This is a genomic window from Desulfurella sp. (assembly GCF_049977265.1).
Lineage (GTDB): Bacteria > Campylobacterota_A > Desulfurellia > Desulfurellales > Desulfurellaceae > Desulfurella.
Window position 1 is genome coordinate 1 of record NZ_JBMFGQ010000038.1, and the last position, 13,510, is coordinate 13,510.

12 protein-coding genes are annotated in these 13,510 nt (G+C 31.4%); 10 read left to right on the plus strand and 2 right to left on the minus strand.

Going from position 1 to position 13,510, the window contains the following annotated elements; all coding sequences use genetic code 11:
- Positions 1-1,172, minus strand: a 1,172-nt coding sequence (locus ACP5FO_RS07170) for a hypothetical protein (protein WP_428157262.1), incomplete at its 3' end; no start/stop codon positions are given.
- A gap of 77 nt (positions 1,173-1,249) precedes the next feature.
- On the opposite strand from ACP5FO_RS07170, the gene ACP5FO_RS07175 reads away from it, so the two are divergent.
- Genes ACP5FO_RS07175 through ACP5FO_RS07195 form a run of 5 tightly spaced genes read left to right on the plus strand, consistent with a single transcriptional unit; the run spans position 1,250 to position 7,109 of the window.
- A complete protein-coding gene (locus tag ACP5FO_RS07175; RefSeq protein ID WP_428157263.1) occupies positions 1,250-2,407 on the plus strand; it encodes an MFS transporter in 1,158 nt (385 codons plus the stop codon).
- A complete protein-coding gene (locus tag ACP5FO_RS07180; protein WP_291492068.1) occupies positions 2,400-3,776 on the plus strand; it encodes a potassium channel family protein in 1,377 nt (458 codons plus the stop codon). Before ACP5FO_RS07175 ends, ACP5FO_RS07180 begins: the two co-directional genes overlap by 8 nt.
- Positions 3,773-4,927 carry a cation:proton antiporter gene (locus tag ACP5FO_RS07185; RefSeq protein WP_428109333.1) on the plus strand — a complete coding sequence of 385 codons (1,155 nt, stop codon included), beginning with the start codon at positions 3,773-3,775 and terminating at the stop codon, positions 4,925-4,927. The genes ACP5FO_RS07180 and ACP5FO_RS07185 overlap by 4 nt, the downstream gene beginning before the upstream one ends.
- Before the next feature lie 44 nt (positions 4,928-4,971).
- A complete protein-coding gene (locus tag ACP5FO_RS07190) occupies positions 4,972-6,645 on the plus strand; it encodes a glutamine--tRNA ligase/YqeY domain fusion protein (RefSeq protein WP_428109337.1) in 1,674 nt (557 codons plus the stop codon).
- 2 nt (positions 6,646-6,647) lie between these two features.
- Positions 6,648-7,109 (plus strand): DUF2284 domain-containing protein, encoded by a 462-nt coding sequence (locus tag ACP5FO_RS07195; protein WP_428109341.1) that lies wholly within the window; start codon positions 6,648-6,650, stop codon positions 7,107-7,109.
- Positions 7,110-7,113: 4 nt separating this feature from the next.
- Here the strand turns inward: ACP5FO_RS07195 and ACP5FO_RS07200 are convergent, their stop codons facing one another.
- Positions 7,114-8,307: a D-alanyl-D-alanine carboxypeptidase family protein gene (locus ACP5FO_RS07200; RefSeq protein ID WP_428109349.1), complete on the minus strand. Its 1,194-nt coding sequence runs from the start codon at positions 8,305-8,307 to the stop codon at positions 7,114-7,116.
- A 182-nt stretch (positions 8,308-8,489) separates the two neighbouring features.
- Between ACP5FO_RS07200 and ACP5FO_RS07205 the strand changes: the two genes are divergently transcribed.
- From ACP5FO_RS07205 to tsaA, 5 genes are read left to right on the plus strand one after another with little or no spacing between them, the layout of a single operon-like run.
- The gene (locus tag ACP5FO_RS07205) at positions 8,490-9,044 is read left to right on the plus strand and encodes a DUF4912 domain-containing protein (protein ID WP_428109355.1); all 555 of its coding nucleotides are present in this window, start codon (positions 8,490-8,492) and stop codon (positions 9,042-9,044) included.
- A complete protein-coding gene (locus tag ACP5FO_RS07210) occupies positions 9,041-10,630 on the plus strand; it encodes a glycoside hydrolase family 57 protein (protein ID WP_428157264.1) in 1,590 nt (529 codons plus the stop codon). Before ACP5FO_RS07205 ends, ACP5FO_RS07210 begins: the two co-directional genes overlap by 4 nt.
- Positions 10,627-12,750: an LPS-assembly protein LptD gene (locus ACP5FO_RS07215; RefSeq protein ID WP_428157265.1), complete on the plus strand. Its 2,124-nt coding sequence runs from the start codon at positions 10,627-10,629 to the stop codon at positions 12,748-12,750. Before ACP5FO_RS07210 ends, ACP5FO_RS07215 begins: the two co-directional genes overlap by 4 nt.
- Positions 12,731-13,000 (plus strand): EscU/YscU/HrcU family type III secretion system export apparatus switch protein, encoded by a 270-nt coding sequence (locus tag ACP5FO_RS07220; RefSeq protein WP_428109372.1) that lies wholly within the window; start codon positions 12,731-12,733, stop codon positions 12,998-13,000. The genes ACP5FO_RS07215 and ACP5FO_RS07220 overlap by 20 nt, the downstream gene beginning before the upstream one ends.
- Before the next feature lie 7 nt (positions 13,001-13,007).
- A complete protein-coding gene (gene tsaA / locus ACP5FO_RS07225; protein WP_428157266.1) occupies positions 13,008-13,394 on the plus strand; it encodes a tRNA (N6-threonylcarbamoyladenosine(37)-N6)-methyltransferase TrmO in 387 nt (128 codons plus the stop codon).
- The last annotated feature ends 116 nt before the right edge of the window (positions 13,395-13,510 follow it).

Below are 13,510 nucleotides of genomic sequence, written 5' to 3' on the forward strand. Positions count from 1 at the left end.
AATAGCCTGTTATATGCATTTGTTAGAGGATCTTTGTATGTTTGGTTTTTAAAAATGTTTATCGTTAGGGTATAGCCTATTACATCCCTTACCTGTTCAAATAGTTTTTTAATTGCATTCTGGCTGCTTATAGGTTTTTTATCTATTAGCTGAACAATTACAGTTGTATTGTTATTGTAGAATTTATCAAACAATGGTAAACAGATTATGTAGTAATCTTTTGAGCATTCTGAGTGTATTTTATTTTGCAAGCCGCTCTTTATGGATTGAAAACATTTGCACTTTGATATATCATTAAGAGCAACTTTGCAATTTTCGCAGTATATTCTATCAGCATAAGTTTTTTTAATTGAGTTATTTTCTACAATAAATATATTAACATCCAAAAGATTATACTCTTGTTTTAGTAGTTTTCTAAAAGTTTCATACATTTGATCTATGTCTTCGAATTGTGTAAGTGCATTTTTGATTTTTTGAATTTTAACTATGCTATTTGAGTAATCTAAAAAATTATTTATAATGCAGCTTACTTCGTCGCTTGAGCATGAGGTTTTAAAAGCAGGGTTGGCTAGTTCTTTAAATTCTTCTGATAGTTTTTTAAGCAATTTAATCTTTTTATCAAATTTTGATAAAATATTGTAAAAAATTACAAAAGATACAATAAAAACAACAAGACCAATTAAGAAACTTTTAATGAGAAATTTATAAAACAACTGCTTTGCATAAGATAAGTTTTGATTGAGAACTTTATTAATATAGTCTTTTTTAACAGTACCTATTAGTTGAATATCAGGTGATATATTAATCGACTGTTTTATTGTAGATCCTTCGGGTGTGCTATTAAGATTAAAGATGCGGTTTTCATATTTTATATAAAAGTGGTAATTTTTATTGAATTTTAGTTGTTTTAGATAATTTATTATTTGTTGTGGGTTTTGGTTTTTATTTTTGTAAATTTCGCTTTTTAAGTATAAAAGCTGTGAATTTAATGCCTGTTTTTCCTGGGCAATTATTTGACCTTTTATATAGTTTTTTTGTAGATCAAAATAGCCAAAGCTTAATGCAAAAAATACCAGATATCCACTTACACCAATTAAAAAAATCAAAACTACAAACCAGAATAAAAGCTTGTATTTTATATAATAGTTTATTTTGGCAAATAACCTCTTCATTGTTAAAGTTATACCATAAATTAATAAATTAACAAGAAGAAATTAGCATTTTTTCAAAAATCTGTTATAATTATTATGTGAATTGGTTTGCTTTGATTTTGTTATCTATTGGACATATTGTAACTGATATTAATCAAAGCGCTGTGCCTGCTATGCTGCCTTTTTTTAAAAAAGAGTTTGCCTTAAATTATGCACAAACAGGCATTATTTTGCTTGTTACAAACGTTTTTTCCTCTGTTATACAGGTATATTTTGGATACATAGGCGATAAAAAAAACATGAGATACCTGATAGTTTTGGGTATTTTACTTGCAAGCGTGGGCGTTGGGTTTTCTGGTTTAACCAGCAATTTTTATTTATTGCTTTTACTTGTTGCGCTAAGCGGGCTTGGAGTTAGCGCATTTCACCCAATGGCTTTTAATGAAGCCAGCAACTATACAGGTGATAAAAAAGCAACTGGTATGAGCATATTTTCTTTGGGTGGCAATATTGGTTTTGCCATAGGTCCGCCTTTAATGTACTTTTTAATATATAAGTTTGATATGAAAGGTACACTTGGTGTTTTAGTAATAAGTTTGCCCATAATTTTGTTGATACAGATTCTGCTTCTTAGTAAAAAAACAAAAAAAACACACAAAAAAAGTATAAATTTGCCTCTTGAATTTAGTATAGACAGATTAAGTTTGTTTTTGCTTATCTTATACATAATGTTTAGAACATGGATTTATTTTGGTTTAATGTCATATTTGCCATTTAAATATGCAATGTATTTAAAAGATCAGCCTTCATTTGTTTCAATATTGTTGTTTTGCTTGCTTTCTGGTGGTGCTGTGGGCACAATATTTGGCGGTATGCTAGCAGATAGAATTGGTACAAAAAATGCTTTACTTGTAACTATGATCATGACGTTTGTTTTGAATATAATTTTTAATAATGTAAAAAATGAAATTGCACTCTTTATTTTTGCTTTTTTATTGGGTTTTGTTTTGATATCTACATTTTCTGTAACTGTAGTGCTTGCTCAAGAATTTTTGCCACATAAAAAAGCACTTGCTTCTGGTATAGCAGCAGGCTTTGCCATTGGCACAGGTGGTATTGGTGTTAGTTTATTTGGTGTAGTTAGCGATAATTTTGGATTAAGTGCAGTTTTTTATATTATTGAAGCATTGCCTGTTTTTGCCATTATTTGTTCAATTTTAATAAAGAAGCCAAAAGCGGTCAAGATTTATGGATAAACCTTTTGTAATTTTATGTGGTCTTGGATATTTTGAAGTAAAATTACTTGAAGCTGTATCAAATTTATATCCTGTAGTTGCAATTGACATAGATCCAATAAAAATCAACTCACTAAAACCACAATTTGAAAATTGCGTCTTTTTGCATGCGGATGCAAGCAGTATTCTTACATGGAAAAAGCTGGATTTAAAAAATCTTGTTGCAGTTATTACAACATTTACAGATAGCGATATAAACCTTGAGGTTTGTCGCATAATAAGGCTTAATTTCCACTCAGATAAGCCAATTATAGTTTTATCATACAGTGAGGATCGTCAGGAAGAGTTTAAACAGTACAATGCTAAAATAATAAAACCCATCGATATGGCTATTGAGGCTGTTATTGGAAGGCTGCAAAGAAATTATTCGAAAGCTATAAATATAGGTCTTGGGCAGTCCGAGATCATAGAAGTTAGCGTTTTATCAAAATCTCACATAACTGACAAAAAATTAAGCAAACTAAAAGCAAAGAGTTGGCATGTAGCTGCAATCTATAGAGACGATCAGTTAATTATACCAAATGGAGATTCTGTTATTAAGATAAACGATAAGGTTATACTTGTAGGAAACCCAAGAACGCTTGAAAATATTTCAAATATTTTACTAAAAGGCATACCTCAATTTCCCCTGCAGTATGGACAGGAGTGTATAGCTTTAGAAAACAGCCAAAAAAGCATAATCAATGAAACAATGTATTTATCAGAAAATTTATCGGCTAAATTTACGCTTGTTTCATACAAGTTTCCTTTATCAGATAGGTTAAATCACCCAAAACTTAGTACGCCCGATACAATTGTAGATAAATTGAAAGATATTTTTACCTTAAAAGAAGATGTAGGTTTATATATATTCCCAGAATTTGGTGATTTTTTAAATTTAAAGTTAAAATCCATCTTTAAAAATTGCACAAAGCCATTTTTAATAGCAAAAGGTACATATCCTTACAAAGGTATAATAGCTGTAATGAATTCTTTTGATATGCTTGGTGTTCTTGAGACCACAATTGAATTGTCAAAAATATTCAATGTTGAGTATAGAGTACTGTTAAATGTTATGCCAGATAGCCTGTCTACTTTGAGCGAAAAAATCCAGATTAGGAAAGCTGCCGCTTTGGTTCGTGATTTTGAAAGTGTGTATAAAACAAAGATAAATTTTAAAACGCAGGTTAAAAATCCTGTTGTGGGAACAATTGAGTTTACAAAGCATTTCCCAAATCATCTTGTGGTGCTAAATTATAAAAAAAATTCAAAAATATCTTTTTTAAAGCCTCATATAGCTTATTTAATTGTAAAAAAAATAAAAAATAGCGCTTTAGCAGTGCCATTATGAGCGATCTGGATGTTTTTAGACTGTTACTTATAATATTTGGAATGTTTATAATGCCTTTCATATCAAAAAAAATAAACATACCTTTTGCTGTTGGCGAGATACTTTATGGAATTTTAATTAAAAATATGTTTCCTATTAACTGGCATGATTCTGCTATTGTAAATTTTTTATCATTGTTTGGCTTTATTGTGCTCATGTATATGGCTGGGCTTGAGCTTGATATAAGAACGCTCAAGAATGTTACAAAAAAAGATGCATTTGCATTTGTTTTGTATTTTTTTGTAGTTATCGGTTTTGCATTTTTTATTGCAAAACAAATGGATAAACCTGCAATTTATGCACTGGCATTTAGTGTTACTTCTATTGGTTTGTTGTATCCTGTTTTAAAAGAGCATAATATGATTAACAAGCCGTTTGGTTTAAAGATACTGATACTTGGCAGTATCGGTGAAATTATGAGTCTATTTGCTATAATAATTTTTAACCTTTATTTTAAGTTTGGCTTTAGTTCAGAATCTTTGATAAAACTTGTACAACTTTTTGTATTTGTGATACTTTCTATTTTGTTTTTAAGGCTTCTTAGGCTTTTTTTGTGGTGGTTTCCTCATTTGAGCGAAATTTTTCTTAAAACTGGCAATACTACAGAAACAGGCATCAGAACCAATTTTTTAAACCTTATAGTTTTTGTTTTTTTATCAAATATATTAGGCATAGAACCAATCCTTGGTGCTTTTATAAGCGGTCTTATTTTATCTTTATCATTGCAGGAAAACGAAAATATCAAAACAAGTTTTGGCATAATTGGCAATGGCTTTTTGGTTCCTATTTTTTTTATTCATGTGGGCTTGTCTTTTGATTTAAGTGCAATGATGAGTTTAAATATGATCAAAGATGCTTGTTTGGTTGCAATTGTGATAGTTTTGGTAAGATACATGTCCAGCTTTGTTTTGCTGTTTTCTGATTTTAAATTGAGAGAAATTTTTATAGCACCAATTGGTATTTCTTTCCCTTTGACCTTGCTTGTTGCTGTATCGCAATTTGGTAAAAGTTTTGGTATTTTGGATGCAAAAGGCGCTAGCATGCTAGTGTTAAGTGCAATGCTAACAAGTTTTATATACTCAAATGTATTTAAATCAATACCTTTGCGCTAATTGTGTTGATTTCTGCGCCTAAATTTTGTAAAATAATCATTTGTATGGATAAGTCATTTGAAGCTTCAAATTTTATAGAAGAAATTATTATCAAGGACTTGCAGGATGGCAGGTTTAATTATGTTCAAACGCGTTTTCCTCCAGAACCAAATGGTTATTTGCATATAGGACATGCCAAAGCTATCGTGATTAACTTTGAAATAGCCAAAAAATTTGGTGGCAAATGTAATTTGCGGTTTGATGATACGAATCCAACAAAAGAAAATATTGATTATATAAACGCCATAATAGACGATGTTAAATGGCTTGGTTATGGCTTTGGTGATAAAGTTTATTATGCTTCAGATTACTTTGATGAAATGTATGAGCTTGCCAAAAAACTCATTATGAAAGGCAAAGCCTATGTTTGCAATCAAAGCACTGAAGAAATCAGGCGAAACAGAGGTACATTGACACAGCCAGGTATCGATAGCCCCTACAGAAATAGAAGCATTGAAGAAAATTTAGATTTATTTGAAAAGATGAAAAATGGAGAATTTAAAGAAGGCGAGTGCGTATTAAGGGCAAAAATTGACATGTCTCACCCCAATTTAAATATGCGAGATCCGGTTATGTATCGAATAATCAAAACGCCCCATCATAGGACAAAAGGTAAGTGGTGTATTTATCCTACATACGATTGGGCGCATGGTTTGGAAGATTCTATAGAAAAAGTTACGCATTCGTTGTGTACACTTGAGTTTGAAGATCACAGAATTCTATATGATTGGTTTTTAGATGAGCTTGGTGTTTTTCATCCAAGACAAATTGAATTTGCAAGGCTAAATTTAACATATACAGTATTGAGCAAGCGAAAACTTTTGCATCTGGTTGAAAATGGTTATGTAAATGGGTGGGATGATCCTAGAATGCCTACAATTAAAGGTTTAAAAAGACGTGGATTTACAAAGGATTCTATCGTAGATTTTATAAAAACAATAGGCGTTACAAAAAGCAATGCTATTATTGATTATGCACTACTTGAACACTGCGCAAGGCAGGATTTGAACAAGAAAGCAAAGCGCGCTATGGTTGTTGAAGACCCAATTAAGCTTATAATCGAAAATTATCCGGATGATAAGACAGAGTACCTTGAGGCAGTTAATAATCCAGAAGATGAATCTTATGGTAAAAGGCTAGTTTCTTTTAGCAAAGAACTATTTATTGAAAGAAAAGATTTTGCTATAGATCCACCAAAAGGATTCTACAGGCTTAAAGTCGGTCAAGAGGTTAGGCTTGTATTTGCATACTATGTAGTTTGCACTGGTTACGAAACAGATGAAAATGGTAATGTAGTAACAGTTAGATGTACTTATGATCCAAATTCCAAAGGTGGCTGGAGTGATGATGCAAGAAAGGTTAAGGGAACAATTCATTGGGTAAACGCAAAAGATTGGATAGATGTTGAGCTTAGAATATACGATAAGTTGTTTGTAAAAGAAAATCCCCAGGAAACAGAAGAAGAAAAAGATTTTACAACGTATTTGAACCCAAATTCACTTATAATAAAGCTTGCAAAAGCAGAAAAATCTTTACTTGAAGCAAAAGATTTTGAAAATTTCCAATTTTTAAGACTTGGTTATTTTTGCAAAGACCCGGATTCAACAAAAAACCATTTAATATTTAATAAAACTGTTGACTTAAAAGATAGCTATTCAAAAATTCTAAAAAAATCTTAAAAATGCATATTATTTTCGAAAAATTTGTTAAAATAAGTAAAATTAAAATTTCACCAAAAAGTATTATAAAATGTACAAATTGTCCACAATATAATAAAAATCCTTCATGTCCGCCAAATTCACCAGATTATTTTTTGTCTGTCAAATGGATATCAAGCTACAAAAGGGCACTTTTTATTAAGTGTTACATTGACAATACAATGTTTGAATATGAAAAAAGAGAAATGCTTAAAATGTTACTTGAAAAAGAAAAGTATTTTTTTTCCCAAAATAAATTTTATGCATACGCATTGTTCCCCGGCAATTGCAATTTGTGTCCTGTATGCTCGTATGAAACAACAAAAGTTTGCCAGAAACCATCAAATGTACGTTATTCACTGGATGCTGTTGGCATACAGTTAGATTCTCTAGTAAAAATTGATTTTACAGAAAGCGTTTTGTACGGTTTAGTTTTGATTGACTAAATTGTTATAGTCTTGTCAGTTTCTGTATTAGTGTTGGTTTGTTTATACTGCTTTGAGCAACAAGTGGCATTTTTTTATCCCCATAAATTAGATTACCAACTATTTGACCTTTGTTGATTGGCAATTTTAGCTCTTTATCTAGTATCATCTGTAAATGTATATTTTTTGAAGGCCAGATAATTGATGAAAGAGATTCTTTTGCGATTAAATTTGTTTTGAAACCGTTTGGATAAACTAATGTAGCGACTAACTGATTTTTCTTTACAATTTCTTTTAAGTCAAGGTAAGGTTTTAGGCTATCTAAAGCAATTATTGCGCCATTTAAAGCTGTCATTAGAGGTTCTTTTCCGCTTGCACCAAATATTGCACCAATAATAGTTGCTTTTTTGTAGCCAACAAAATGATCTGCAGCAAACACAAAATTAGCTCCAATTTGTGGCATTGAGCCTGTTTTTATACCCACTATGCCGTCTTTGCCAAGGACATAGTTTACATTATACACTGTGCCGCAAACTGGTAAAGTAGCTTGAGCCATACCAACGATTGATCTAAAAGTGTGTAGTTCAAATGCTTTTTGCGCCAGTAAAACCTGGTCATAAGCACTGCTTTGAGTCTTTAGGCTAATACCAGCTGGATCAGCATAATGCGTATTTGTCATGCCAAGTTCTTTTGCTGTTTGATTCATTTTTAATACAAAATTTTCAACACTGCCTGCATCCCACCTTGCAAGCAGAGTTGCAATATTATTTGCAGATGGCAAAAGCAAAGCTTCTAGCATTTGTCTTTCGTTTAATTTTTCACCAGCTTCGACTTTTACAACGGATTGACCATCGGCTTTATCTTTTAAGTATTCTTCAACATCGCGATTTGTTATAGTTAGAGTTGGGCCATTTTGGCCAAATTGAAGTGGATGATCTTTAAGAATGATGTATGCTGTCATTATTTTTGCTACACTTGCTGTTGGAAGCGGTGACTGATCTTGAGTTTTTTGTATAAAGCCTTCGTTTTGTATAGCTATTGCGCATTGAGTGTTTTGTGGCCAGTTTATTTGAAGGGAACCGCCAATTGTTTGGTTTGTATCTACATTGAGTTTTAATTTTGGTTTACCAACAGGTCTTAGTATTTGTATCAGCGCTAAAATTATTAAAATTGTAATCAAAACTGGTAATTTACTTTTTTTTCTTTTTTCTGCTTTCATTACAACCTCCCAATCAACCTCTAAGATTAAAAGAAATTTTTATAAAGTCAAGTGTTTTTGTGAAGCAATTTTTATAAATATTCTAACTTGTTTAAAAATTAAAGCAATGATAGGATAAAATCTGTATTTATTTGACAGTTTAATCAAATTTTAGTATGTTAAAGCTAAATAGGAGGGTAGCAATGAATGGTTTAAATATTCAATTAAATGAACAAGAATACGTAGAAAGTATTAAATACTATAGTGGTACATATTGGCAACAGGTTGAGGATACTACTATAAGAGAATGCTTTGATAATATGAGATTTATTGCTTTTGCTGTAAACCCTACAGATATTTTTACATTTTGGGAGTATGATAAAAAATTTGATGGGAAACTTTACATAAGAATATTTGATATTACAAATATAGATAACTTTTTTGAATCCAAATTTAATTGGTATAGGGATATTTTTATAGGTAATTACTGTGGTCGTTATAGAATAAGTGATCTTATACCATCTGCAAATTTTGTTTTACAGTTAGGTTATTTTCCTCAAGATAAATTTATCAGTCTTTTGCAGTCAAATTTTATTAGAATGCCCAATAATTCAATTTCTGCTAATACAACAATAAAAATGGCAACAAAGGTTTTTGATAAATTTGAAAAAAGTAATGTGAAAACAGAAAAAATTACACATTTTAACTTTGGTGATTTTAAAGAGTCTGCTCAAACATCTCAAGGAGTTATAAAATGAGTGGTTATTTGAATTTAGTTTTACATGCACATTTGCCTTTTGTCAGACATCCTGAGTTTGAGGATTTTTTAGAAGAAGATTGGTTTTATGAAGCATGCCTTGAAACATACATGCCACTTCTATCTATGTTTGAAAGACTTCACAATGATAACATTCCGTTTAAATTAACTATGAGTATTACGCCGACGCTTGCAAGCATGATGAAAGATAGTTATTTAATGGGCAAATTAGAAAGAAGAATGTATAAATTAAGAGAACTTATTGGTAAAGAGAAAAAACGCAAAATAAATACACCTTTTTATGAAACTGTTTTGATGTATGAAAGATGGATAAAAAGAAACTTAGATGTACTGGAAAAATATGATTTTGACTTAACAAAGGGTTTTAAAAGATTTTATGAAAATGGAAATTTAGAGCTTATAACATGCAATGCAACGCATGGTTTTTTGCCTTTTATGCAGGCACTACCAAAATTGGTTGAGGCTCAGGTCAAAGTAGGCGTTGAAAGTTTTAAACAAACATTTGGTTTTAAACCAAGTGGCATCTGGCTTGCTGAATGCGGATATTATAGAGGTGTTGAGGAAATTTTGCAAAAAAACGATATTGAGTATTTTTTTGGCGAAACACACAGTATTATGTATGCAGATGAAATGCCAAAATATGGTGTTTATGCACCAATGTATACACCGAGTCTGGTTGCATGCTTTGCCAGAGATCCGGAATCTTCAAAGCAGGTCTGGAGTGCCAAAGAAGGTTACCCGGGCGATTTCGATTACAGGGAATTTTATAGAGATATTGGTTATGACGAAGATTACGATTACATAAAGCCTTATTTACATTTAGATGGTCAAAGACGTTTTGTTGGTCTAAAATATTACCGTATAACCTCGAGCTTTTCAGATTTGGGAAGCAAAGAGCCATACAATCCTTTTTGGGCTCAAAATAAAGTCAAAATTCATGCTGCAAACTTTTTGTTTAACAGACAAAAGCAGTTTGAATACCTAAATAGTATAATGGATAGAAAACCTATAGTAAACGCTATGTTTGATTGCGAGCTTTTTGGTCACTGGTGGTGGGAGGGTATAAACTTTTTAGAAGAAATTTTTAGGCAAGCGCATAGTGTAAAAGAATTTGGCGTGGGGTTTACCAATGTAAAAGATTACCTTCAAGAGTTTCCAACAAACCAGATGAGTAATTTGTGCGAGTCAAGCTGGGGCTATAAAGGTTATGGGGATGTATGGTGCGAAGGTTCAAACGAGTGGATTTACAGGCCTTTATATGAAGCCGGCATAAAAATGGTTGAAAAGGCAACGCTTTATAAAAATACACAGGATAAAAAAATAAAACGTTTATTAAATCAGATGGCTCGCGAATTACTCCTTGCGCAAAGTTCAGATTGGGCTTTTATAATGAAAACAGGCACAATGGTTGACTATGCAATAAAGCGCACAAAGCTACATCTAAAACGATTTGACACGCTTTTGGAATTTTTAGAAAAGAAAGCCGTAGACAAGACTTTTTTAGAAACAGTTGAGTTTAGAGACAAAGTATTTCCAAAAATCTCATATAAGGTTTATGCACTTTGAGGCAGTTTTTTTTAGTTTTAACTGGCATTTTGATGCTGTGCAATATAGCATTAGCTGCAAAAGATGAACCAACGTTTATAAAAGCAGATCATATTACATACGATGAAGCCATAACTACATATATTGCAAAAGGCAACTGCGAAATTAAAAAAGATAAGCATGTACTAAAAGCAGATGAAGCCATCTACAATAAAACAAATGGCGTTGTTCAACTGTATGGCAATGTACAAATTTATGATAATGAAGGTGATTGGGTAAAAGGTCCAAAAGCTGTCATAAATATTGATACTTTTAAAGGTTTTGCTGATAATGCGATTTGCTTTGTTGCAAAAAATCATTTATACATAAAAGCAAAGCGCATAATTATGGATGATAAAAATCACTACTATGCAAGTGATACTACAATTACTGGTTGCGATTGCCCAGAGTGTCTATCTTTTGATACAAAATATGCACCCGAATGGTCAATACATGCAAAAAATACCTATATTGTAAAAAACAACTATGTTTTTAGCTATCCTTTGTGGTTCAATATTGGCAAAGTCCCTGTTTTTGTATTTCCTGCAATAGAAGAACCTCTTGTTAGAAAGAGTGGCTTTTTGTTTCCTAGTTTTGGTTACTCTAAAACAAACGGTTTTAAGTATTACCAACCATATTATTGGGCAATTAATAAATCTCAAGATGCCACATTTACATCACAATACGATGGCAAAATTGGCTATGGTTTAAATACACAGTATAGATATTATTGGACAGATAATATAAAAGGTCAATGGGATATAGAATTGTTTAAAGACACAACGCCTCCAGCAGGCGACATAAAGCGTACAAGACTTAATCTTGATATCACTCAAAACGCAGATTTTAAAAAGTATGGAGATCTCAAGGCAGATATTCATTATTTAAGCAACAAGAACAATTTGCGTGTTATAAATGATGATAATATGCAGCTTACAAGCAACAGGTATACTTCAAGTAAGCTTATGTATGCTTTGCAAAATGGACCATACTTTTTAGATATAAATAATTATTTCTACCAGAACCTTGTAGCATCAAATAATTCTCAGACCCTTCAAAAACTGCCAGAAGTATTTATGGGAGCAACAAATTTAGATATTTACAAAAAATTATCATTGGATATTTCTTCACTTTATTCATACAATTACAGACAGGATGGTTTAAGAGGAAATGTTCTGGATATTTCTCCAAGTTTTTCTTATCCGTTTAAGATAGGTTTTATAAATTTCTTGCCAAAAGCTGGCATTCATTACCTTTTTTCTAATTATTCAAATGGCTTAACTGGTTCGCAATCAAGCGTTGTACCCAAGCTTAGCTTAACTGCTAGAACATCATTTTTTAAAATATACGATTTATCAAGTGGCAATAGATATAAGCATATTATTGCACCAGAAGTTAGCTATACTTTTGTACCAAAAGTCAAACAGGAATTTCCAGATTTTGTAAACACATATCCCCAAAAAAGTGCACTTGATTTAACGCTTGAAAATACGATAATTAAAAGGACAGTAAACGACAAAGACGAAGCTGATTACAGAGAAATTTTTTATAATAAAATTACTCAAGAATACAGATTTGCAAATTATGCAAATGCACCAATAAAACCTATAGATCCAATAGATACCTATATTTTTCCACGATATGTTTATTCGAATGGTCCAATTTATGAAGAAACGCGCATTTCACCATTTCCTTTTTTTAATTTTTCTTCTCAGGCTTATTACCAATGGCAAAAACGTACGTTTACCTATACAACAGATAACCTAAATTTTAATTTTAATACATTTGGTTTTTCTATTGGCTATACTACAGCTAAAGATCCGGATTTTAATACCACAAGCAATGGCATTACATACTCTGTCTTTTTCTATCCTATAAAGAGGCTTTATACCTACATCAGTTTAAATAGAGATATACTTGATAGTTATTTTCCACAAAAAAGGGCTGGTTTTTATTACACAAGTGATTGCTGGGGCTTTGGTTTGGATGTTTTCCAAAATGCAGTTCCACAGCAAGTGGGTAATACGTATATAGCAAATAAAAATGTAGGTTTCTGGATAACTTTATCTTTGAGGGGTATTGGTGTCTTTAAAAAACGATGAGCAAAAAAAAGCTGTAGCACTTAAGTATATTAAAGAAAAAGACATAGCACCCAAAGTTGTTGCAAAAGGAAAAGGCTACCTTGCATTTATAATAGAAGAAACAGCTAAAAAGCACAACGTTTATATAAAGAAAGAGCCAGCTCTTGCGCAAGAGCTGTATAAACTAAACATTGATAGTCAGATACCACAGGAATTGTACGAAGCAGTTGCAAAAATACTTAGTTTTATTTACAAATTAAATAAAATATGAGGTATTTATGTTTGAAGATTTAGTTATTCAAATAAAACCAATTGGTTGGGTTGAATCAGATTTTCAAATAGGCCAAAAAGAAAAAACAAAAGCTATATTGCATATTTTTGATGAGTATGCGCAAGGGCTTTTTAGATTGGATGAGTTTAAATATATTATGGTAATTTTTTACTTTCATAAATTTAATGATTTTAATTTGATAGCAACGCCACCCCACAATAATCCAGATAAAGTGCAATACGGTGTTTTTGCCACACACTCGCCAAAACGACCAAACCACATAGGCGTTTCTATTGTGCCAATTTTAGAGATAGGTAAAAGTTACATCAAAATCGACAACTGTGATATGATAAATAATACACCGATTTTAGACATCAAAACCCAAAGAAGCTAAATATTTTTTTAAAAGTTTATAAAAAACGCTATAAAAATAGCAAAAACAAGCATGGGACTTTCCCAAAAAAATTCTTTCCTTTCCCCTTGACAAACTAATTGAATTAGAATATATTA

What these genes read in the sequence shown, in the direction of transcription:
- ACP5FO_RS07200 (WP_428109349.1), bottom strand. Translation starts at nt 8,307, where the DNA reads ATGAAAGCAGAAAAAAGAAAAAAAAGTAAATTACCAGTTTTGATTACA.
- ACP5FO_RS07205 (WP_428109355.1), top strand. Translation starts at nt 8,490, where the DNA reads ATGAATGGTTTAAATATTCAATTAAATGAACAAGAATACGTAGAAAGT.
- ACP5FO_RS07210 (WP_428157264.1), top strand. Translation starts at nt 9,041, where the DNA reads ATGAGTGGTTATTTGAATTTAGTTTTACATGCACATTTGCCTTTTGTC.
- ACP5FO_RS07180 (WP_291492068.1), top strand. Translation starts at nt 2,400, where the DNA reads ATGGATAAACCTTTTGTAATTTTATGTGGTCTTGGATATTTTGAAGTA.
- tsaA (WP_428157266.1), top strand. Translation starts at nt 13,008, where the DNA reads ATGTTTGAAGATTTAGTTATTCAAATAAAACCAATTGGTTGGGTTGAA.
- ACP5FO_RS07195 (WP_428109341.1), top strand. Translation starts at nt 6,648, where the DNA reads ATGCATATTATTTTCGAAAAATTTGTTAAAATAAGTAAAATTAAAATT.
- ACP5FO_RS07185 (WP_428109333.1), top strand. Translation starts at nt 3,773, where the DNA reads ATGAGCGATCTGGATGTTTTTAGACTGTTACTTATAATATTTGGAATG.
- ACP5FO_RS07190 (WP_428109337.1), top strand. Translation starts at nt 4,972, where the DNA reads ATGGATAAGTCATTTGAAGCTTCAAATTTTATAGAAGAAATTATTATC.